The organism is Paractinoplanes abujensis (genome assembly GCF_014204895.1).
GTDB lineage: Bacteria > Actinomycetota > Actinomycetes > Mycobacteriales > Micromonosporaceae > Actinoplanes > Actinoplanes abujensis.
The window spans coordinates 5,163,145-5,184,002 of the sequence record NZ_JACHMF010000001.1 but is presented as its reverse complement, the minus strand read 5'-3'; the positions used below and the strand labels follow the sequence as shown (position 1 = coordinate 5,184,002).

Below are 20,858 nucleotides of genomic sequence, written 5' to 3'. Positions count from 1 at the left end.
CGCGGGACAAGGCCGAAGAAGGCCGAGCACACAGGGACAAGACCGAGCCCGCGGGACAAGACCGAGCCTGCGGGACAAGACCGGACCCGCGGGACGAGGCCGGACCCGCGGGGAGAAGTGCAGGCCTGCCCGCCGACGAAGGTCAGCGCTGCAGAGCCGGCGCGGGACGAGCCCAGGTGAGCCGGAGCGGGGTCCGCCCAGGTGAGCCGGTGCGGGATCAACCCAGGTGAGCCGGCTCGAAACGAGCAGAGGCGAGCCGGCGCGGGCTCCGGCGGGCGATAAGAGATGATAAAGACCGGCAAGCCGGTGGGCTCACTCGACCGGGTGAGCCAGGCGCCCCTGGTGGGCGCGTCCCGGTGGACGGCCCGCCGGGCCGGGAACGGTGAACCGGTGGACGACAAGAGACGGCTGATTCTCGACCAGGCGCTGGCTTTGGTCGACGAGCGTGGCCTTGCCGCCATGTCGATGCGGGCGGTGGCCGAGCGGGTCGGGCTCACGTCGATGGCGCTCTACCCGTATGTGGGGGGCAAGGACGCCCTCCTCGACGGCCTGGTGGATCTGCTCGGCCTGGAGCTGGGCGACGATGTGGGCGGTGAACGGCCCGAGGATTGGCGGCACCGGCTGCGGGCGCTGGGCCGGGCCGTGCGGGCGTTGGCCAAGCGGCATCCGGGTGCGTTTCCGCTGTTGTTGAACCGGCCCGCGGCGGGGGCTTCGGCTTCGTGGCTCACGGCGGCTCTGCGCGGGATCCTGCATGACGCGGGGGTGCCGGAGGTGCACGTCCCGCGGCTGGCCCGCATGATCTTGGCGTTTCTGCTGGGTTATGCGACCGGTGAGGTGACTGGCGCGACCACCGTGGCGACGGACAGTGATGACGAGTTCGAGGCCGATCTGGCCGATCTGGTGCGTCTGGTGGAAGTCGCCGTTCGAGTCGCGTGATCGCCGTTCGGCACCGAAGTGGGCCTTTTGCCACCTATAAAGGAGGTATGTCCGGCGACACGAGCGCTGCCGAAGAGAATGAAGCAGCCCTGCGCGAGTTCGTGACCAGCCGCCTGCCCCAGCTGCGCCGTACGGCGTTCCTCATGTGCGGCGACTGGCAGATGGCCTCCGAGCTGACCAGGGCCACCCTGGCCCGCCTGGTGGCCGACAGCCGGCGCGGCGCGGTGGCCGACCCGGACGTCTTCGCCTACTCCGATCTGATGGAGGCGTGCCGCCGCCGTAACCGCCGCCGTGAGCACGTCTTCGTGGCCTCGGCCGGGGCGGCCGGCGTCGAGGCCGAGTCGATCCTGCTGCTGGACGCCCTGCACAAGCTGACGGCGCGCTGCCGGGCCGTGCTGGTGCTGCGCTACTGGGACGGTTTCGACGTGGACGCCACGGGCGCGATGCTCGACCTGGAGGACGAGCAGGTCTCCGCGTACGAGCGGGCCGGGTTGGCCGCCCTGGAGAAGCTGCTCAGCGAGTCCGAGGCAGCGATGGCCGGATGAGCGCGCCGCTGAGCCAGCTCCTCGAGCACGTGCTCGAGGGTGAGCCTCCGGCCGGCGACGAGGTGGATGCCGTCTTCCGCCGCGCCGATCGCCTGCGCCGACGCCGTACGCAGGGAATTCTCGGTGCGGGGGCGGTGACCGCGGCCATCATCGTCGCGCTCGGCTACGTGCTGACCTCGACGTTGCTGGCGCCCCGGCCGGCCACGATCAAGGCCGTCCCGGCCACGCCCGGTCTGGGCGCGGTGTCGCCGCCGCTCGTGCCCAGCCAGGCCCCGGTGCCCGGCCCTTCCGCGCCGGACGGGGTGCTCGAGGTGATCGAGCCGCTGGTCGAGGGGCGTGAACTGCGCGTGGTGCCGGGGTCGGCCGAGCGGGGTGACGGCTGGCGGCGCTACGAGGTCGCCGAGCCGGACGGGCGGTCCCGCGGCACGGTCGAGGTCGCCGTTTTCGACGTACGCAAGAAGTGGTGTTTCCCCGTGGCGGCCGACCCGGACGAGTGCGCCCGCCCGGACCGCGCGGCCGGGCTGGAGTTCGTGCGTTACGACGACGTCAGCGACGCGGACCGTCAGGTGCGCCAGACCATCGCCCATCGGCTCGACGACGGCCGCACGGTGGCCGTGATGGCTCTGGGCAAGCGGGACGCCGGGGCGCAGCGCGGCAAGCCAGGACTGACCGGCGCCCAGGTCGAGCAGGTCGCCACCGATGAGCGCGTGTTCGACGCCTTCGGCCGCAAGGAGGACTGCGGCAAGGGCTGCCCCGACTTCAACACCCCGGTCGAGAGCAGCCCCGCCGAGAAGGACTAGGGCCTGTCCTGCCGATCACGCGGGGCTGCGGCGTGGCCCAGGCGGCGTCTGACGGCGTCCGGGAAACGGCCACATACAACACCGGTATGCGGCCGCTTCCCGGCCGACATCAGCCACCACCTGGACCTCGCCTCGCTGCCACGTGATCGGCAGGACAGGCCCTAGACCCGGCGGCGGATCAGGAAGGCGATGCCGGCCAGGCCGGCGAAGATGACGACCAGGACCGCGCCGTTGAGCAGGAAGAGCCGGCGGATGTCGCCGAGCACCTGGTCGACGCCGCCCGCGGCCTCGGTGTCGACGTCGAGGTCCTGACCGACGCCACCGCCGATGCCGCCACCCACCACGTCCGGCTTCGCCTTGAGCGGCACGCCGCTGACCCGCAGCGTCTCCGGCATGGTGAGCCGGCCGTAGAACCAGCCCTCGGCCGCCTTCTTGCCACCCGGCTGCTTGGCCAGGCGGTGCGCCCGCGGGCCGCCCGCGGCCGACGGGAACACGTCGTACGTCTGCAGGCCGGTCTTGCCGGACAAGACCGTGAGGTTGTATTTCGGCCCCAGCTTGTCGGCGGGCAGCGAGGCCGTCTGCGACCGGGCCGAATACATCCAGTTGACCTCGCTCAGCAGGCTCGAGAAGAGCCGCTTGCTCTCGGCCTGGGTGATCACGATCTTGTCGTCGATGCCCTTGCCGGTGATCTGGATGATGTTCGGCTTCGGGGCCGGTTTCGGTGCACCCTCCGCGTACGCGGCGGCGGGCGCGAGCCCGATCGCCATCGCGGCCGTCGCCGCGAGCACTCCGGCCGCCGCTACGAACCGTGTGATCGCCCCTCGAACCATCGTCCGGCCTCCCCGCCCCGTGGTGGACATGGCTTCGCGCGCCATCCGCCGCCCACCTGCCGTGGAGCGACCGAGACCCTCAGCCTTCCCGAGCCGAAGCCCGCCCGCATCTCGGGCCGCACGAATTGTTGCCATCCGGAGGATGACTTTCGAGACGACGACGGCCGTTGATCAGTGGCGAGATAGTACCCACTCCGCGCAATCCGAACGGGGCCCGGTCACCCGCTCAGCGGATTTCACCACCGTTACGGCGGCGGGCGAATGGCCGACCGGACCCCAAATGCTGTAAGGACGGCAATACCGGGTCAGAGGCGCGCCCGGGCCGCCCGCAGGCGGGCCAGGGTGCGCTCCTTGCCCAGCACCTCGATCGACTCGAAGAGCGGGAGCCCCACGGAACGGCCGGTCACCGCCACCCGTACGGGGGCCTGGGTCTTGCCCAGTTTGAGCTCGCGGGCCAGACCCACCGCCTCCAGCGCGCCCTTGAGCGGCTCGGCCGCCCACTCCTCGAGCGCCTCGAACGCGTCGACCGTGGCGTCCAGGATGCCGGCCGCGCCCTCCTTCATCGCCTTGGCCCACGACGCCTCGTCGATCGCCGGCTCGTCGAGGAAGAGGAAGTCGACGTACTCCACGATCTCGGACAGCACCGCGATGCGGGTCTGAGCGAGCGGGGCGACGGTGGTGAACACCTCGGCGTCGAACGCGGACGGCGACCACGGCGGGGCCGGGATCGTGTCCGTGCCGCTCAGCCAGGGCGTGGTGAGCTGGATGAACTCCTCGACGGAGAGCGCCCGGATGTAGTCGCCGTTGAACGCGCGCAGCTTCTTGATGTCGAAGAACGCGGAGGCGTGGTTGACCTCTTCGAGGCGGAATTCCTCCTCGATGACCTGCCACGGCACGATCTCGCGGTCGTCGCTGGGGGCCCAGCCGAGCAGCATCAGGTAGTTCTTCATGGCCGCGGCCAGGTAGCCCTCGTCGCGGTAGCTCTCCAGGGCCACCTTGTCGCGGCGCTTGGACAGCTTCTGCCGCTTCTCGTTGACGATGACCGGCACGTGCGCCCAGACCGGCGGGGTCTGGCCCAGCGCCTCCCACAGCAGCTGCTGCTTCGGCGTGTTGGGCAGGTGCTCCTCGGCCCGGATGACGTGGTTGATGCCCATGGTCATGTCGTCGATGACGTTGGCCAGCAGGAACAGCGGGGAGCCGTCGCTGCGGGCGATGACGAAGTCCTCGAGCAGCTTGTTCTCGAACGTGGGCTTGCCGCGCACCAGGTCGACCACCACGGTCTCGCCCTCGTCGGGCGTGCGGAAGCGCAGCGCGCGGCCCTCGCCCGGCCCGAGGCCCCGCTCGCGGCAGAAACCGTCGTAGCCGGTGTGCTGGTTGCCGGTGCGGGCGATGACGTCCTCGCGCTTGCAGTCGCAGTAGTACGCCTTGCCCTCGCCGTAGAGGCGGGTGACGGCGGCGGCGTGATCCGGCGCGTAGGAGGACTGGTAGTACGGCCCCTCGTACGTCCCGCGTTCGATCCCGATCCAGTCGAGCGCCTGCAGGATGCCCTCGGTCCACTCGGGACGGTTGCGGGCGGCGTCGGTGTCCTCGATCCGGAGCACGAAGACGCCGTCGTGCTGCTTGGCGTAGATCCAGTTCTGCAGCGCCGTGCGGGCGCCGCCGACGTGGAACATGCCGGTCGGGGAGGGGGCGAAGCGTACGCGAACAGTCACCCGCTCAGACTACCTAGGGCACAGAACGGATTTTCACCACGGCTACGGCTCCGACCAGGCTGACCAGCGCGGTCAGGGCGAACAGGGTGGGGTAGCCGCCCAGGCTGGTCACGATCGGGGCGGCCAGCAGCGGGCCCAGGGCCTGCGGGGCGGCGCTGGCGATGTTGATGACGCCGAGGTCCTTGGCCCGGTCGGCCTCGCTGGGCAGCACCTGGGTGATCAGCGCGGTGTCGACCGCCAGGTAGACCCCGAAGCCCATGCCGAACAGGAACGCCGCCACCAGCGAGATCGCCCAGGTGGGCCAGATCGCCAGCAGGGTGGCGGCGATCGCGATCAGCACCCCCGACCAGATCACGAAGATCTTGCGCCGGCCGACCCGGTCGGAGAGCCAGCCCCCGATCATCGCGGTGCTGATCATGCCGACCGTGTAGAGCAGGATCATGTAGAGCAGGCCGGTGTCCGGGTCGTCCAGCCCGACCGCGTCGTCGAGGAAGTAGAGCAGGTAGAGCGTGCCCAGCGCGTTGCCCAGCTGCACCAGGAACCGGGTGCCCCAGGCCCACATGTAGTCGGGGTGGCCACGCAGGTCGATCTTCCAGTGCGCGCGCACCTTGTGCCCCGTCGGCAGCGGGTCGTCCTTGGTCAGCAGCGCGAACGGCACGGCCAGCACGACCAGGCCCAGACCGAGCGCGATGTAGCCGGGCCCGATGTCAGTGAGCACCGCGGTGACCAGCACGGCCCCGACGACCAGGCCGAGCGCCTGCGGCATGCCGATCCAGCCGGAGACCAGGCCGCGCTGGGCCACCGGCACGCGGTCGGGCACGGCGGCGGTCAGCGAGGCCAGCATGATGTTGATCCCGACGGTCACGAAGCACCAGGCCACGATCACGGTGAACAGGTTGCGGGCCTCGGCCAGCACGGCGATCGAGAGCACCGAGAGGGCGCAGCCGGCCAGGGTCCAGACGTGCCTGCGCCCGTACGGGCGGCCGAAGAGCTTGATCCTCGTACGGTCGGAGAGCGCACCCGCCAGCGGATTGACCACGATGGCCACGATCGCGCCGATGCCGGTGACGATGCCCAGCCAGAGCTCTTTGCTGTCCGGCGTGATCTCGGCGACCTGCTCGGGCAGCAGCACCTGGATGGGCGTGAAGTACGCCATCCAGAGGCCCAGGTTGGCCGCGAACAACAACCCGATCCACGACCGGCGCACGGGTTCGACCGGGGTGGCGAGGACGGGGACTCCGTGGGCGACGGCCATCCGGCCCTCCTCGTGGGCTCATTTTCCTCGGAGATTAGAGGATCACTGATCTCTCGGGAAGGCCCCATTGCCACCCACGGGGGCAGCTTACGGAAAACTCGCGTCACCGGTCCATACTCCGGAGCGCGTTCGAACGAACACTCAACGTGCGTCCGATACGGTCACCTCGGGCCGCGTACTTTGAGGAGAGACGCCATGGGCAAGATCGTTGCCGTTGAATACGTGACACTCGACGGAGTGTTCGAGGAGCCGTCCTGGAGCGGACCCTATTTCAACGACGAGCTGAGCGGCTGGCAGGCGGAAAATCTGCACGAGGCCGACGCGTTGCTGCTGGGCCGCAAGACGTACGAGGGGTTCAAGGCCGCCTGGCCGCAGATGGAGGCCCAGACCGGCGACTTCGGCGTGAAGATGAACGCGATGCCCAAGCACGTGGCGACCACCACGCTGACCGAGCCCGAGTGGAACGCGACGTTCCTTCAGGGCGACGTGGTCGACGCCGTCCGCGAGCTCAAGGCGGGTCCGGCCGCGCTGCTCATCAACGGCAGCGCCGACCTGGTCAACCACCTCACCCGGCACAACCTGATCGACGAGTACCGCATCATGAACTTCCCGGTCGTGCAGGGCGAGGGCCGCAAGCTCTGGGCCGAGGGCACGAAGATCGCCCTGACCTTGACCGGCAGCTGGCAGACCAAGACCGGTGTCGACGTGGTGACGTACGTGCCTACACCGTGAACCTGTTGACCAGACCGGTCAGTCTGCGCGCGGTGGCGTTGAGCTCGTCGGCGGCCCGGTGCGACACCGAGACCGAGGCCCGGGTGCCCTCCACGGCGCCGCTGACCACGCCGATGCCCTCGGCGATGTCCCGGCTGCCCGAGGCCACCTCGCTGATGTTGCGGGCCATCTCGGCGGTGGTCGCGGCCTGCTCCTCGACCGCCGCCGCGATCGCCGTCTGGTAGTCGTTGACCTGGGCGATCCGGGCGGTGATGGCCTCGATGGCGTCGACCGCCCGGGTGGTGTCGCTCTCGATCGCGGCGACCCGCGCGGTCACGTCCTCGGTGGCCCGCGCGGTCTCCTGGGCCAGCTCCTTGACCTCGTTGGCCACCACGGCGAAGCCCTTGCCGGTCTCGCCGGCCCGGGCCGCCTCGATGGTCGCGTTCAGGGCCAGCAGGTTGGTCTGCTCGGCGATGCTGGCGATCAGCCGGACGACGTCGGCGATCTTCGTGGTGGAGTCGCGCAGCTCGCCGATCACGCCGGCCGCGGCCGCGGTCAGGCCCACGCCGTCCCGTCCGGCCTCCGCCGCGTCCTGCGCGTTGGTCGAGATCTCGCGGATCGAGGCGCCCATCTCCTCGGCGCCCGCGGCCACGGTCTGCACCACCGTCGAAACGCTCTCGGCGGCGTGGTTGACCGTGCCCGCCCGGCCCGCCGCGGCCTCGGCCGAGCCGGCCAGCTCGCCGCCGGTCGCGGCCACCTGCCCGGCCGTCGTGGTCACGTCGTGCGAGGCGCTGGTCACCTCGATCATCACCGTGCGCAGTTCGTCGGCCGCCGAGTTCAGCGCGGTCGACGCCGTCGCGATCTCGTCGCCGCCCGTCACCGGCACGGTCACGGTCAGGTCGCGCTGGGCCAGCCGGGACAGGCCCGCGGTGAGGCCGCTCAGGCGGCGCGAGATGCGCCGGGCCAGCACGCCCGCCACGACGCCGCCGATCAGCGCCAGCAGCACCGCCGCCACGACCAGCGTCCACAGCATCTCGGTGCGCCCGTCGCGCACGGTGTCGACCGGGCCCGCCGCGTCGTTGTCGTAGCCACCGATCACGATGGCCCACGAGTACGGCTTGTAGAACGCGACGGTGGTGGTGGTCGGCCCGACCGGTCCACCGGCCGCGCCCGCCAGCTGGTACTTCGTCGTCCAGGTCTGCCCCTCGCCCAGCGTGGGCGCCTTGGTCACGAGCTCCTTGACCCACTCGGTGCCGTTCGCGTCGGTCGACGTCAGGTCCACGCTGTCCGCCGCGCCCCCGATGTTCGACGCCACGATCTGACCCGAGTTCGCCGCCGCCGTGCTGAAGACGGAGAGCCAGCCGTTCTCGCCGACCTCGCCCGCCTCGACGGCGGCGGTCAGGTTCTTCAGCGCCTCGGCCTGCGGCACACCCGCGTAGAGCGCGCCGATCACTTGGCCGGACGCGTTCTTGATCGGGTCGTAGGCCGAGACGTACGGGGTGCCGACCACCTGGGCCACGCCCCGGTACGGCTTGCCCGCCTTGATCGCGGCCGCGACCGCGTTGGGTTTGCCGTCCGCGCCGACGGCGGGGATGTACGTGCCGATCGCCCGGGCGCCGGTCTTGGCCTTGACGGTCGTGCCGACGCGCAACAAGTCACCGGCGGCGTTCATCCGCTGGAACACGGTGATCGTCGAGCTGGACAGGGACGCGGCGTCGTCGACGAACGGGGTCCGTACGCCGAAATCGGTGTTCTTGCCGAGCCAGGTGCCACCCACCGTCAGCCGCGGCAGCCGTACGGAGGTCTTGGCCTGGCTCACCTGGTTGGTGGCCGTCCAGGTGGTCGTCTGGCCGGTCAGGCGGGCGCCCCCGCGCTGGGTCAGCAGCTCCGACGCCGCGTGCATGCTGACGTTGACGCTGTTCTGCACCTCGTTGCCGACCGACTGCACCAGGGTGGTCACGTCGGTGGTGGTGCGGTTGAGGCTCGCGGTGTTCTGGGCCACCACCTCGCGCTCGGTGCCCGCAGCGAAGTCACCGCTCTCCCAGGCGCCCACCGCCACAAGGACGACGGCCGTGCCGATCACCCCGCCCAGGCCCAGAGCGAGGAGCTTGTGACTGATCTGCAGACTGCGGCTGTTGCGTCCCACCTAGCCCCTATCGGCGCGGTTAGGGACGGGCTGAGACGCGAAACGCCGGATCCGCACCTTTCGGGCGGATCCGGCGTCGAAAATCAGACGCTCAGCTGTCGCCGCCGGTCTCGCCTCGGCTTGAGAGCCCGCGTGGCCGGCGGCCGTTCGTCAGCTGTCGCCGCCGGTCTCTCCGACCGGGGCCGCGTTGACGTCGTCGATCGCGTACTTCTTGGCCGCTTCGGCCGGGACGTGCGACGGCACCTTGCCGCTCAGCGCGAGCTGGCGCAGCGTGGCCACGACGACCGACTCGGCGTCGACGTGGAAGTGCCGCCGCAGCGCGTGCCGGGTGTCGCTCATGCCGAAGCCGTCGGTGCCCAGCGACGTGTAAGCGTTCGGCACCCAGCGCGAGATCAGGTCGGGCACGGCCCGCATGAAGTCGCTGACCGCGATGACCGGGCCCTCGGTGCCCTCCAGCTTCTGCTGGATGTACGGCTTGCGGGGCTGGTCGCCGACGTGGAGCAGGTTGTGCTCCTCGGCCTCGACCGCGTCGCGGCGCAGCTCGGTCCACGAGGTGACCGACCAGACGTCGGCGCCGACACCCCAGTCCTGGGCCAGCAGCGTCTGTGCCTTCAGCGCCCAGGCCATGCCGGTGCCGGAGGCCAGCAGCTGCGCCTTGGCCCCGGTGGTCTCGGGCGCTGCGGCGTACCGGTAGATGCCCTTGAGCAGGCCCTCCCGGTCGACGTTCTCGGGCTCGGCGGGCTGCACGGCCGGCTCGTTGTAGACGGTGAGGTAGTAGAAGATGTTCTCCTGCTTCTCGCCGTACATGCGGTGCAGGCCGTCCTCGACGATGTGCGCGATCTCGAACGCGAACGCCGGGTCGTACGCCACCACGGCCGGGTTCGTCGCCGCGATCAGCAGCGAGTGCCCGTCCTCGTGCTGCAGGCCCTCGCCGTTGAGCGTGGTGCGCCCGGCGGTGGCCCCGAGCAGGAAGCCGCGGGTCATCTGGTCGGCCGCCGCCCACAGCTCGTCGGCCGTGCGCTGGAACCCGAACATCGAGTAGAAGATGTAGAGCGGGATCATCGGCTCGTCGTGCGTGGCGTACGACGTGCCGGCGGCGATGAAGCTCGCGGTCGACCCGGCCTCGTTGATCCCCTCGTGCAGGATCTGGCCGTTGGTCGCCTCCTTGTACGACAGGAAGAGCTCGCGGTCGACCGACGTGTAGGTCTGGCCGTGCGGCGAGTAGATCTTCTTGGTCGGGAACAGCGAGTCCATGCCGAACGTGCGGGCCTCGTCAGGGATGATCGGGACCCAGCGGGCGCCGAACTCCTTGTCCTTCATGAGGTCCTTGAGCAGGCGGACGAAGGCCATCGTGGTGGCGATCTTCTGCTTGCCGCTGCCCCGCTTGATGTCGCCGAACTGCTTCGACTCGGGGATCTTGAGCGCCTTGGCCTTGGTGCGCCGGGTCGGGATGGACCCGCCCAGCTCACGGCGGCGCTCGAGCATGTACTGCATCTCGTCGGACTTCTCACCGGGGTGGAAGTACGGCGGGAGGTACGGGTTGTCCTCGAGCTGCTTGTCGCTGATGTCGAGGTAGAGCCGGTCGCGGAAGCCCTTGAGGTCGTCCAGCGTCAGCTTCTTCATCTGGTGCGTGGCGTTGCGGGCCTCGAAGTGCGAGCCCAGCGTCCAGCCCTTGATCGTCTTGGCCAGGATCACCGTCGGCTGGCCGGTGTGCTCCGTGGCCGCCTTGTAGGCCGCGTACAGCTTCTTGTAGTCGTGGCCGCCGCGCTTGAGGTTCCAGACCTCGTCGTCGCTCATGCCCTCGACCAGTTTGCGGGTGCGCGGGTCGCGACCGAAAAAGTTCTCCCGGACGTACGCCCCGGACTCGCCCTTGTAGGTCTGGTAGTCGCCGTCGGGCGTCACGTTCATCAGGTTGACCAGCGCGCCGTCGGTGTCCGCGGCGAGCAGCGGGTCCCATTCCCGGCCCCAGACGACCTTGATGACGTTCCATCCGGCACCCCGGAAGAAGGCCTCCAGCTCCTGGATGACCTTCCCGTTTCCCCGTACGGGCCCGTCCAGGCGCTGCAAGTTGCAGTTGATCACGAAGGTGAGGTTGTCGAGCTCCTCGCGGGCGGCCAGGCCGATCGCGCCGAGCGACTCCACCTCGTCCATCTCGCCGTCGCCCAGGAACGCCCAGACGTGCTGCTGGCTGGTGTCCTTGATGCCGCGGTTGTGCAGGTAGCGGTTGTAGCGCGCCTGGTAGATGGCGTTCAGCGGGCCCAGGCCCATGCTGACCGTGGGGAACTCCCAGAAGTTCGGCATCAGCCGCGGGTGCGGGTACGACGGGAGGCCGCCACCGGGGTGCGAGAGCTCCTGGCGGAAGCCGTCGAGGTCGTTCTCGCTGAGCCGGCCCTCGAGGTACGCCCGGGCGTACATGCCGGGGGAGGCGTGGCCCTGGTAGAAGATGTGGTCGCCGCCGCCCGGGTGGTCCTTGCCGCGGAAGAAGTGGTTCATACCGACCTCGTAGAGGCTGGCGCTCGACGCGTACGTCGAGATGTGGCCGCCCACGCCGATCTCGGGGCGCTGCGCGCGGTGCACCAGCATCGCGGCGTTCCAGCGGATGTAGGCCCGGATCCGGCGCTCCACGAACTCGTCGCCGGGGAACCAGGGTTCCTGCTCGGGCGGGATCGTGTTGATGTAGTCCGTGGAGGTCAGGGGCGGGACGCCGACCTGTCGCTCCCGGGCCCGCTCGAGCAGGCGCAACATAACGTAACGGGCTCTCTTGGCGCCGCGTTCGTCGATGACTCCGTCGAGCGACTCGACCCACTCATTGGTTTCTTCGGGGTCGATGTCCGGAAGCTGGCTCGGCAGGCCGTCGCTGATCACCGGGCGCTTGCGCTCCGTGGCCACAGGCATTCCTCTTGGTCGGGTGTCGGAACCGGGCGCCCATTGTGTGAGCCGCTCGGGTATAGCTCCATCCTGCCCCTTCGCCGTGCGCATCGTCACGCCTACCGTCCGGGTACGCGATTCGCGACACACGTACTGAGCAGTAACTTCGTTAGCCTTGTAGAAAGCTGAACCTTACTTGGCGTTCCGGGTTGTCTCCGTTGGTGTCCACAAGACAGATGGACTGCCAGGTGCCCAGGGCTATCCGGCCGCCGATCACGGGCAGCGACGCGTACGGCGGGATCCAGGCCGGCAGCACGTGATCGCGTCCGTGCCCCTTCGAGCCGTGCCGATGCCGCCACTTGTCCTCGGTCGGCAGCAACTCGTCGATCGCGGTCAGCAGGTCGTCGTCCGACCCGGCGCCGGTCTCGATGATCGCCAGCCCGGCCGTCGCGTGCGGCACGAAAACGTGCAGCAGCCCGTCCCCTTCGGACTCCACGAACCGTTCCGCCTCGCGGGTGATGTCCCGCACCACGGGACGCGAGCCGGTCCGAACCGTGATCACTTCGGTGCGCATGAGCCGAGTCTGCCAGCCCTTGCGCAGGTCCCGCCGGGTGGGCGACTTTCCTCCCATGGCGAGGCTCGCTCATGTCGGTAATGCTGGTCAGGTGACCACCCCGCAGAACCTCGACGAGCGCTTCCGCAACGCTGTGTCGGCCCTGCCTCTCCCGGAAGGACGCCGCGCGCCCGGCGACGCCGTCCGCGACGGTTCCACCCTGACCGGCGCCCGCGCGCTCGAACTGTTCGACGCCCAGCTGGCCAGCCGCCACCTCGACCTCGCGGCCCGCTGGCTGCGCAGCTTCAACGAGGGCTTCTACACCATCGGATCGTCAGGCCACGAGGGCAACGCCGCCGTCGCCGCGGCGCTGCTGCCCACCGACCCCGCCCTGCTGCACTACCGGTCGGCCGCCTTCTTCAGCGCCCGCGCCAAGAGCCTGCCCGACGCCGCCCGTGACGTGCTGCGAGGCGTGGTCGCCTCGGCCCACGAACCCATCGCCGGGGGCCGGCACAAGGTCTTCGGCAGCGCCGACCTCAACATCGTCCCGACCACCTCGACCGTGGCGTCCCACCTGCCCCGGGCCGTCGGCCTGGCCTCCTCGCTGGCCCGCCCGGGCGGCGACGCCCGCTGGCCGCGCGACGCCATCGCCGTGGCCTCCTTCGGCGACGCCTCGGCCAACCACGCGGCGGCCACCGCCGCGCTCAACGCCGCGGGCTGGTTCGAGCACACCGGTGCGCCGCTCCCGCTGCTGCTGATCTGCGAGGACAACGGGCTCGGGATCAGCGTGCCCACCCCCGAGGGCTGGCTGGCGGCCATGCTCCGGTCGCGCCCCGGGGTGCGCTACTCGGCGGCCGACGGCTGCGACCTGACCGCCACCTACGACGCGGCGATCGAGGCCGTGGGCTACGTGCGCCGCGAGCGCCGCCCCGCCGTGCTGCACCTGTCCACCGTGCGCCTGATGGGCCACGCGGGGGCCGACGCCGAGGTGGCCTACCGTACGGCCGACGAGATCGGCCGGGATCTGGAGCGCGACCCCCTGATCGCCACCGCCCGGCTGCTCGTCGAGGCCGGTCTGCTCGGGCCGGACGAGGTGATCGCCCGCTACGACGAGGTCGGCTGGCAGGTCCGCAAGGTCGCCGAGGAGGTGCTGGGCGAGCCCAAGCTGGCCAACGTGGCCGAGATCGTGGCGCCGCTGGCCCCGCGCCGGCCCCTGCGTGCCGCCCACATGATCACCGAGGTCGCCACCCGGGCCCTCGGCCCCGGCGCGGCCGCCCGCTCCCGGGCCTTCGGCGGCAAACTGCCCGAGCAGTCCGGCCCGCTCACCCTGGCCCAGACCATCAACGCCACCCTGACCGACGCCCTGGCCTACGAGCCCGGCGTGCTGGTCTTCGGGGAGGACGTGGGCCGCAAGGGCGGGATCTACGGCGTCACCAAACACCTGCAGGAACGCTTCGGCGACGAGCGGGTCTTCGACACCCTGCTCGACGAGACGACGATCCTCGGGCTCGCGCTCGGGGCCGGCCTCGACGGCCGGATCCCCGTGCCCGAGATCCAATACCTGGCCTACCTGCACAACGCCGAGGACCAGCTGCGGGGGGAGGCGGCCACGATGTCGTTCTTCTCGTCCGGGGCCTACCGCAACCCCATGGTCGTACGGGTCGCCGGGCTCGCCTACCAGCAGGCGTTCGGCGGCCACTTCCACAACGACAACTCGGTCGCCGTGCTGCGCGACATCCCCGGCCTGGTGCTGGCCGTGCCCAGCCGGCCCAGCGACGCCGCGCCCATGCTGCGCTCCTGCCTGGCCTCGGCGGCGTCCGACGGCAGCGTCTGCGTGTTCCTGGAGCCCATCGCGCTCTACCACACACGCGACCTCTACCAGCAGGGCGACAACGAGTGGCTGGCCCCGTACAGCGGGCCCGGCGCCTGGACCACCGAGCACGTGCCGATCGGCCGGGCCCGCACCTACCCCCTCGGCAGCGCCCAGGACCTGACGATCATCACGTACGGCAACGGGCTCCGGATGTCGCTGCGGGTCGCCGCCCAGCTGGCCGAGCAGGGCTACGGATCCCGAGTGGTGGACCTTCGCTGGTTGAATCCGCTTCCCGTCAACGACCTCGTCCGCGAGGCCGCGGCCACCGGCCGGGTCCTGATCGTCGACGAGACCCGGCGCTCCGGCGGCGTCGGCGAAGGCGTGCTGGCGGCCCTGGTGGACGGCGGTTTCGTGGGCGCGGCCAGGCGAATCGCCTCCGCCGACTCACTGATTCCGCTGGGTCCGGCCGCACAGCATGTGCTGGTGGGGGAGGATGCCATCACACAGGGTGCCCGCGCCCTGCTGGCGCGGTAAATTGCCACACACCCGGTGCGCCACTTGCGCCGAGCGCCCGGAGTGTGTGGACTACCCCCAGGTTTTTACGGCAATTCGACGGCTAGGAGGACTTAGACAGTGAGCGCGACCGCTGGTCAGGCCGACGGCGTACGCAGCCTGGCGGACCGGTTCGGCTTCGAGCCGAACATGGTGGTCATGGAGATGGGCTACGACGACGACGTCGACGAGGACCTCCGTGACACCCTGACCGAACGCGTCGGCGAGTTGGTCGACGAAGACACCGATGAAGTCGTCGACGCGGTGCTGTTGTGGTATCGCGACGGAGACGGTGACCTCTTCGAGATCCTCACCGACGCCCTGGGCCCCCTCGCCGACAACGGCGTGGTGTGGCTGCTGACCCCCAAAGCCGGCCGGGACAACCACGTCGAACCGAGCGAGATCAGCGAATCGGCCCCCACCGCGGGCCTGCAGCAGACCTCGACGGTGAACGCGGGCAAGGACTGGACCGGTGCCCGGTTGGTCTCCCCCAGGGGCAACAAGAAGAAGTAGCTCGCTGCGTTCCCCAGCCGACCGGCGTCCTCCGGGTGCCGGTCCGGTTAGGGTTGTCCGCATGACGGTCCCGGTCGGTGCCCCAGCGCCCGAATTCTCCCTCAAAGACCAGAACAACCAGGACGTGCGGCTGGCCGACTTCCGCGGCCGCAAAGCCGTCCTGCTGGTCTTCTACCCGTTCACCTTCACCGGCACGTGCCAGGGCGAACTGACCGAGATCCGCGACCACCTGCCCGACTACCAGAACGACGACGTGCAGGTGCTGGCGGTCAGCGTCGACTCCGTCTACAGCCACAAGGTCTGGGCCGTGCAGGAAGGCTTCGACTTCCCCCTGCTGGCCGACTTCTGGCCGCACGGCGCGGTCGCCCAGGCCTACGGCGTCTTCCACGAGGCCGGCGGGATGGCCAACCGAGGCACGTTCCTCATCGACCGCGACGGCGTAGTCCGCTTCGCCGAAATGACCGGCCCCGGCGAGACCCGCGACCAGAAGGCCTGGCGGGCGGCGCTGGCCGAGCTTTAGGTACGATGGCGTCTCCGGTTTCACACCGGGCGCGTAGCTCAGTGGGAGAGCACTCGCCTTACAAGCGAGGGGTCGTAGGTTCGAAACCTACCGCGCCCACGAGCCGAGGGTCGGTCTGTCCGCTCAGAAGCGCGGACCTGGCCGGCTCGTCATGCCTGCTCCGGGGGCCGAGCCCCGGGAAACCTCACGTTACGGTGGGCCCGCCCGGGTCTCCTGCTTGCGCCTGTCTGCCCGTGCGCCGTGCCTTCAAGCTCCGCTCCGGGTGGAGCAAACACCGAGTCCCGAGGGTGTCAGGTCACTGTTCGTGGCGGCCACGCCTTGGCGCGGCGCGACCGGAAACGGTGGCCGGCCGGTTCGCGGTGCGGCGTCGAGGAGGAGTGGCGGGCTTGTCGGGCGGGCCTGCTCCGCTGTGTGGGCGAGGGGCATCGGACGTTCGTTCCGATGCGGGGTCCGGGGCTGTCGGATCGAGGACGTAAGGGTCCTCACCTCGGTCGACGCTGCCAGTCTGCGGGGCACCACCACGAAATTCAGCACCCTGCGAGGCGGTCGAGACGCACCGATGCCCGACATTTCTCCTGAGCTTTTCCGGCGCTGGTATCGCTCCTTCGAGGAGGACACCGACGACCAGGCCGTCTACCGCCCCGGCGACTTTCCGTTCCCGCCCAGCCGGGCGCCCCGGCCCAGCCTCGAGTTCCGGCCGGGCGGCGGCTACCTCGAATACGCCGCGGGGCCGGCCGACCGGGCCGTGGCGAGCCGGGGCAGCTGGGAGGCCACCGGGGGTGACGGCGTGCGGGTCCGGGCCGGGGCCGGGGTCCGGGTGCTGCGGATCGTCGCGCACGACGCGCAGGTGCTGAGGATTCGGAAATAGCGCGAGGAGAAGAGGCACGATGGACAACGCCGACATCGTCGAGACCCCGGCCCGGCGCCGTTGCGGCACCGAAAACGTGCACCGCCGCATGCTGAACGAGAGTTTGAACTATCGGCTGAACCGGGCCGCCATCGAGAACCTCGCCTTCGCCTACGCCACCGGGGAGGAGCGGCCGGCCCGGGCCGAGGTCGTCACCGTCGACGTGGTGGTCCACATCGTGCACGCCCACGACGGGCAGAACCTCACCGAGGAGCAGATCGACGGCCAGATCGCCGTGCTCAACGAGGACTTCCGGGCCACCAACGCCGACGTCAAGAACGTGCCCGCGGTGTGGCAGGGCCTGATCGCCGACTCGCGGATCGAGTTCCGCCGGGCGAGCACCGACCCCGAGGGCAACCCGACCACCGGCGTCACCCGGCGGCGGACGAACAAGACCGCCTTCTCGGACAACGACGCCATCAAATTCACCGCGCAGGGCGGCACCGACGCCTGGCCGGCCGACCGTTACCTGAACATCTGGGTCGGTCAGCTCTCGGGCGGGCTGCTGGGCTACGCGCAGTTCCCGGGCGGGCCGGCCGAGACCGACGGCGTGGTGATCACCCACACCGGCTTCGGCACGACGGGCACGGCGGCCGCCCCGTTCAACCTGGGGCGCACCACGACCCACGAGATCGGGCACTGGCTCAACCTCTTCCACATCGGCGGTGACGACGGCACGGGGTGCAGCGGCTCGGACTTCGTGGCGGACACCCCCAACCAGGCCGGGCAGAACTTCGGCACGCCGAACTTCCCGTCGATCACCTGCAACAACGGGCCGAACGGCGACATGTTCATGAACTACATGGACTACACCGACGACGCGGCGATGGTCATGTTCACCCACGGGCAGGTCCTGCGGGTCGAGGCGTGCCTGGCCGGCCCGCGCCGAAGCCTGCTGACGGCCGGGCAGTAGGGACCGGGAACGAAGACGGCACCACCGGGGGACGGCCGCCGGCCGGCGACCGCTCCCGGTGCGGTGGCGATGGCGTGGGGCCGGGCGCACGGGACGCGCTCGGCCCCACCCGGCCGTCAGCCGGCGGGCCGGTCGGCCGCCGGGCCGGCGGGACCGACCGCCGGGGGCTCGCCGGAGCCGCCGCGCGGAGCCCGCCAGCGGCCGCCGGGCGCCAGCTCACCCAGGTGTTCCAGCCGGGCGCGGATGCCGCCGGTGCTGCGCCCGAACTCGGCCGCCAGGGCGCGCTGACTCGCCCCGGCCCGATAGCGCTCGACGAGGCTCTCGTCGTCGCCCGGCGTCCAGCGGGCGCCCTGGTTGGGGTGGCGCTCGCGCCGGTCGGGCGGGAGACCGGCCGGCGCCGGGGCCGGCCGGGCCCGCGTCATCGCGATCAGGCCGGCCAGGGTCGAGGTGAGCACGTCGGTGAGCGCGGGCAGGTCGGCCGGCGAGATGCCGCCGCTGATCTCGCTCACCACGTGACCGTCGCCGTCGCTGCTCACGATGCAGAGATCGATGCGGTGGTCGTCGGTGGGGAAGGCGGTCACCTGATAGTCGATCTCGCCGAGCAGCAGACGGCGGTCGAGAGTGATCGGGGAGGACTGGAGGGCGGTGTCATTCATGGGAGCGAAGATAGGGCGACCCTCTGACAGTTTTCGGCGCCGGCGGGCGAGCGCCTCAGCCGAGCCGCGCGGCCAGGATCCGTACGCCCGGTCCGTCGATCTCCCCGAGCACTGCCGCCCGGCCCGTCAGCGCCATCATCACCGCTTCGGCCGGCCCGCTGACCAGGGCGCCTTCCCCGTACGCCCAGTCCAGATCGGTGGTCTCGAGGCGCAGCCCGGCCAGCCGCCGGCGCGGGGTGAAGCCGATCGCGCGGCCCCCGGTCAGGAAGTCGAGCGACACGCGCAGGTGGTCGAGCGCGAGACCGTGCGGCAGCCCGAGCGGGCGCCGCATGTCCTGCCCGTGCACCTGCAGGTCGGTGAGCTGCCCCGGATGGCCGACGACGGGCGGCCGGAACGGGTTCTCGGCGTTGCGGCGCAAGCTGGCGGCCAGGTCGGGCACGGGCCGCCGGGCGATCTCGGCGGCGAGCCGGGCGTTGGCCCGGTGGATCCGGAATCCACTGCGGAGCAGCGTCGTGAGGGTCAGACGGCCCGGCGCGTCCACGGCGGCCACCAGGTGCCCGGCGACCTGCCGCACGGTCCAGGCGCCGCAGAGGCTGGGGGTGTCGAGCCGGTCGGGGCTGAGCGACTCGATCAGGTCGGCGACCCGGCGGCGTTCGGTGGCGATGGCAGTGCGTACGGCATCCACTCCGAGCACCCTACGGAGATCCGCCGGGGAACTTCGTCCGGCCCGGATCGGGAGTCGCCGCGGGGCCGGCGGGCTGGCCGATCCCAAGCACACCCGCTCTGCAACCGAGCGTTCCTCAACCGGGCCCCGCGATCACCGATTCCTTCTGGTGCCGGCGGGATGTCCCACCGGCGGGCGGGCCCCGGTCGGCATCCCCCCGGCGATCGGGCCCGCCCTGCCGACGGCACCACGTACGGACTCGGGAGGGCGGGCAGATGCCGTCGGAGCTGCACATCGGCATGGACGACGAGAAAACCGTCCTTTCCCCGTACGCCCTCCGGCTGCGCACCGGGCGTGCCAGGCGGCACCGTTCCGGTTCCGTCACCGAGGTCGTCCCGATGACCCCGAGCGGTGTGACCCGTGAGGCGCGGGTGGCGTTCGCGGCCCGGCTCAGCCTTCCCCTCATCTTCGCCTCGGCCCTGTTCTTCGCGGCCGGCGTGCCCTGGTGGCTGCCGTTCGCCGCCTCGGTCGCCACCGTCACCACCGTCTGGCGCCGGCAGGCCCGCGCCGCGCAGATCGCCCGTTTCGAGCGGCCCGTCGCGGAGGGCGGCCGCGTGCTGGTGAGCCCGAAGGAGCGGGCCGCGTTCGCGCGTGCCGTCGCGGTGTCGCGCCGGATCCGGCGTACGTGGCCCGGTCTGCCCGGCATGATCGACCCCGAGCCGGCCGACCGGTCGCTGACCCGGGCCCTCGACGACCTGGCCGCCCTGCTGGTGCGCCGTCAGGAGCTGCGTCGGCTCCAGGCCGGGCTCGAGGGCGTCAGTGAGCAGGACGTGCCCGCCGACAGCCCGGCCGTGCTCGCCCTGGCGGCTCAGCGCGACCGGGCCCTTGACCTCTGGCGCGAAACCGGTGAGCAGGCCGATCGCATCCTGCGCAGCCTGGACCGGGCGGCCCTGGCGGGCGAGTCGTTCCTGCGCGAGCGCGAGATCGGCGAGGCCGCGCGCCGGGCCGGGCTGGTGCTGGCCGGGCTGGCCGGTGTGCCCGGGACCCCGGCCGCCGAGTCGGGTCCCGAGCTGGCCGACCGTACGGCCGCCGTGATCACCGCTTATCGGGAGCTGGCGGAACAATGCCCAGAAGGTCGGCATTGATCATCGCGCCCGCCGTCAGTCCCGCGCCCGCCGACGTGATCACCTGAGCCATCGGGTCGGTGACGTTGCCGGCCACCCAGACCCCGGGCACGTCCGTGCGCCCGGCCGGGTCGATCGCCGGCACGTGGGTGCCGATGCCCATGGGGTGCTCGACGGTCTTGAGCCCGAGCGACTCCAGGAACCCGGCCCGCGCCTCCATCCGCGTGCCGACGACCAGGTATTCGCGCTCGATCAGGGAACCGTCCCGCATCCGTACGCCGTCCGCCTCGACCGCCGTGATCTCGTTCAACGGCAGGAGCCGTACGTCGGGGCTCCACTGCTCCCACAGCCGCAGCCGGTGCTCGGTCATCTCGTCGCCCGGCGTCCCGATCACGCCGATCGCCCGTCCGCGCACCTCGTAGCCGTGGCAGTAGGGGCAGTGCAGCACGGTCGTGCCCCAGCGCTCGGCCAGCCCGGGCACGTCGGGCAGCCGGTCGGTCAGCCCGGTGGTGACCAGCAGCCGCCGCGCCCGGTGCACGCTGCCGTCGGCCAGGGTCACCTCGAAGCCGGGCCCGGCCGTGACCACCTCGCCGTCGAGCACCGTGCCGCCGTAGCGCTCGACCTCGGCCCGGCCGGCCGCCCGGAACTCCGCTGGGCTCATCCCGTCCCTGGTCAGGAAGTTGTGGATGCCTTCGGCGGGTGCGTTCCGGCCCTGCCCGGAGTCGATCACCAGCACCGAGCGCAACGCCCGTCCCAGGGCCACCGCGCCGCTCAGCCCGGCCGGTCCGCCCCCGATCACAACAACGTCGTATGTCATGTCCTCATGGTGGCCGGGGCCAG

Annotated in this window: 19 protein-coding genes and 1 tRNA gene; 11 read left to right on the top strand and 9 right to left on the bottom strand. The window is 71.0% G+C overall.

Going from position 1 to position 20,858, the window contains the following annotated elements:
- Window positions 1-390 precede the first annotated feature (390 nt).
- Genes BKA14_RS23420 through BKA14_RS23410 form a run of 3 tightly spaced genes read left to right on the top strand, consistent with a single transcriptional unit; the run spans window position 391 to window position 2,281 of the window.
- Window positions 391-936, top strand: coding sequence for a TetR/AcrR family transcriptional regulator (locus tag BKA14_RS23420; protein WP_184953029.1), 546 nt, complete (start codon window positions 391-393; stop codon window positions 934-936).
- Window positions 937-983: 47 nt separating this feature from the next.
- Entirely contained in the window at window positions 984-1,481 is a 498-nt protein-coding gene (locus BKA14_RS23415) for an RNA polymerase sigma factor (protein ID WP_184953028.1), read from the top strand.
- Window positions 1,478-2,281, top strand: coding sequence for a hypothetical protein (locus BKA14_RS23410; protein ID WP_184953027.1), 804 nt, complete (start codon window positions 1,478-1,480; stop codon window positions 2,279-2,281). Before BKA14_RS23415 ends, BKA14_RS23410 begins: the two co-directional genes overlap by 4 nt.
- Window positions 2,282-2,442: 161 nt before the next feature.
- Here the strand turns inward: BKA14_RS23410 and BKA14_RS23405 are convergent, their stop codons facing one another.
- The 3 genes from BKA14_RS23405 to BKA14_RS23395 all read right to left on the bottom strand — a co-directional run bounded on the left by BKA14_RS23405 (window position 2,443) and on the right by BKA14_RS23395 (window position 6,078).
- Complete coding sequence (locus BKA14_RS23405; RefSeq protein ID WP_184953026.1) at window positions 2,443-3,111, bottom strand: hypothetical protein; 669 nt, start codon at window positions 3,109-3,111, stop codon at window positions 2,443-2,445.
- A gap of 305 nt (window positions 3,112-3,416) precedes the next feature.
- Window positions 3,417-4,823, bottom strand: coding sequence for a glutamate--tRNA ligase (gltX, locus tag BKA14_RS23400; RefSeq protein ID WP_184953025.1), 1,407 nt, complete (start codon window positions 4,821-4,823; stop codon window positions 3,417-3,419).
- A 13-nt stretch (window positions 4,824-4,836) separates the two neighbouring features.
- Window positions 4,837-6,078 carry an MFS transporter gene (locus tag BKA14_RS23395; RefSeq protein ID WP_184953024.1) on the bottom strand — a complete coding sequence of 414 codons (1,242 nt, stop codon included), beginning with the start codon at window positions 6,076-6,078 and terminating at the stop codon, window positions 4,837-4,839.
- Between the two features lie 195 nt (window positions 6,079-6,273).
- On the opposite strand from BKA14_RS23395, the gene BKA14_RS23390 reads away from it, so the two are divergent.
- Window positions 6,274-6,810 carry a dihydrofolate reductase family protein gene (locus BKA14_RS23390; RefSeq protein WP_184953023.1) on the top strand — a complete coding sequence of 179 codons (537 nt, stop codon included), beginning with the start codon at window positions 6,274-6,276 and terminating at the stop codon, window positions 6,808-6,810.
- On the opposite strand, the gene BKA14_RS23385 is transcribed toward BKA14_RS23390, so the two are convergent.
- The 3 genes from BKA14_RS23385 to BKA14_RS23375 all read right to left on the bottom strand — a co-directional run bounded on the left by BKA14_RS23385 (window position 6,800) and on the right by BKA14_RS23375 (window position 12,377).
- Window positions 6,800-8,935, bottom strand: coding sequence for a methyl-accepting chemotaxis protein (locus BKA14_RS23385; RefSeq protein WP_184953022.1), 2,136 nt, complete (start codon window positions 8,933-8,935; stop codon window positions 6,800-6,802). The genes BKA14_RS23390 and BKA14_RS23385 overlap by 11 nt on opposite strands.
- Window positions 8,936-9,085: 150 nt before the next feature.
- On the bottom strand, window positions 9,086-11,824 hold the full coding sequence (gene aceE, locus BKA14_RS23380) for a pyruvate dehydrogenase (acetyl-transferring), homodimeric type (protein ID WP_184953021.1): 2,739 nt from the start codon (window positions 11,822-11,824) through the stop codon (window positions 9,086-9,088).
- 148 nt (window positions 11,825-11,972) lie between these two features.
- A complete protein-coding gene (locus BKA14_RS23375; RefSeq protein WP_184953020.1) occupies window positions 11,973-12,377 on the bottom strand; it encodes a YjbQ family protein in 405 nt (134 codons plus the stop codon).
- Window positions 12,378-12,432: 55 nt separating this feature from the next.
- On the opposite strand from BKA14_RS23375, the gene BKA14_RS23370 reads away from it, so the two are divergent.
- The 6 genes from BKA14_RS23370 (at window position 12,433) to BKA14_RS23345 (ending at window position 17,574) form a co-directional block, all read left to right on the top strand.
- Window positions 12,433-14,703, top strand: a complete 2,271-nt coding sequence (locus BKA14_RS23370) for a thiamine pyrophosphate-dependent enzyme (RefSeq protein WP_184953019.1) — start codon at window positions 12,433-12,435, stop codon at window positions 14,701-14,703.
- A 99-nt stretch (window positions 14,704-14,802) separates the two neighbouring features.
- Window positions 14,803-15,234: a DUF3052 domain-containing protein gene (locus BKA14_RS23365; protein WP_184953018.1), complete on the top strand. Its 432-nt coding sequence runs from the start codon at window positions 14,803-14,805 to the stop codon at window positions 15,232-15,234.
- 61 nt (window positions 15,235-15,295) lie between these two features.
- Window positions 15,296-15,754: a peroxiredoxin gene (locus tag BKA14_RS23360; protein WP_184953017.1), complete on the top strand. Its 459-nt coding sequence runs from the start codon at window positions 15,296-15,298 to the stop codon at window positions 15,752-15,754.
- Between the two features lie 27 nt (window positions 15,755-15,781).
- Window positions 15,782-15,853 (top strand) — tRNA-Val (locus BKA14_RS23355).
- Between the two features lie 460 nt (window positions 15,854-16,313).
- Window positions 16,314-16,622, top strand: coding sequence for a hypothetical protein (locus tag BKA14_RS23350; protein WP_184953016.1), 309 nt, complete (start codon window positions 16,314-16,316; stop codon window positions 16,620-16,622).
- A 19-nt stretch (window positions 16,623-16,641) separates the two neighbouring features.
- The gene (locus BKA14_RS23345; RefSeq protein WP_184953015.1) at window positions 16,642-17,574 is read left to right on the top strand and encodes a zinc metalloprotease; all 933 of its coding nucleotides are present in this window, start codon (window positions 16,642-16,644) and stop codon (window positions 17,572-17,574) included.
- Between the two features lie 116 nt (window positions 17,575-17,690).
- Here BKA14_RS23345 and BKA14_RS23340 read toward each other — a convergent pair whose 3' ends face one another.
- Window positions 17,691-18,230 (bottom strand): hypothetical protein, encoded by a 540-nt coding sequence (locus BKA14_RS23340; protein WP_184953014.1) that lies wholly within the window; start codon window positions 18,228-18,230, stop codon window positions 17,691-17,693.
- Between the two features lie 55 nt (window positions 18,231-18,285).
- Window positions 18,286-18,915, bottom strand: a complete 630-nt coding sequence (locus tag BKA14_RS23335; RefSeq protein ID WP_203722224.1) for a maleylpyruvate isomerase family mycothiol-dependent enzyme — start codon at window positions 18,913-18,915, stop codon at window positions 18,286-18,288.
- Window positions 18,916-19,169: 254 nt separating this feature from the next.
- On the opposite strand from BKA14_RS23335, the gene BKA14_RS23330 reads away from it, so the two are divergent.
- Window positions 19,170-20,039, top strand: coding sequence for a hypothetical protein (locus BKA14_RS23330; RefSeq protein WP_184953012.1), 870 nt, complete (start codon window positions 19,170-19,172; stop codon window positions 20,037-20,039).
- Here BKA14_RS23330 and BKA14_RS23325 read toward each other — a convergent pair.
- The gene (locus BKA14_RS23325; RefSeq protein ID WP_184953011.1) at window positions 19,990-20,835 is read right to left on the bottom strand and encodes an NAD(P)/FAD-dependent oxidoreductase; all 846 of its coding nucleotides are present in this window, start codon (window positions 20,833-20,835) and stop codon (window positions 19,990-19,992) included. The genes BKA14_RS23330 and BKA14_RS23325 overlap by 50 nt on opposite strands.
- Between the last annotated feature and the right edge of the window lie 23 nt (window positions 20,836-20,858).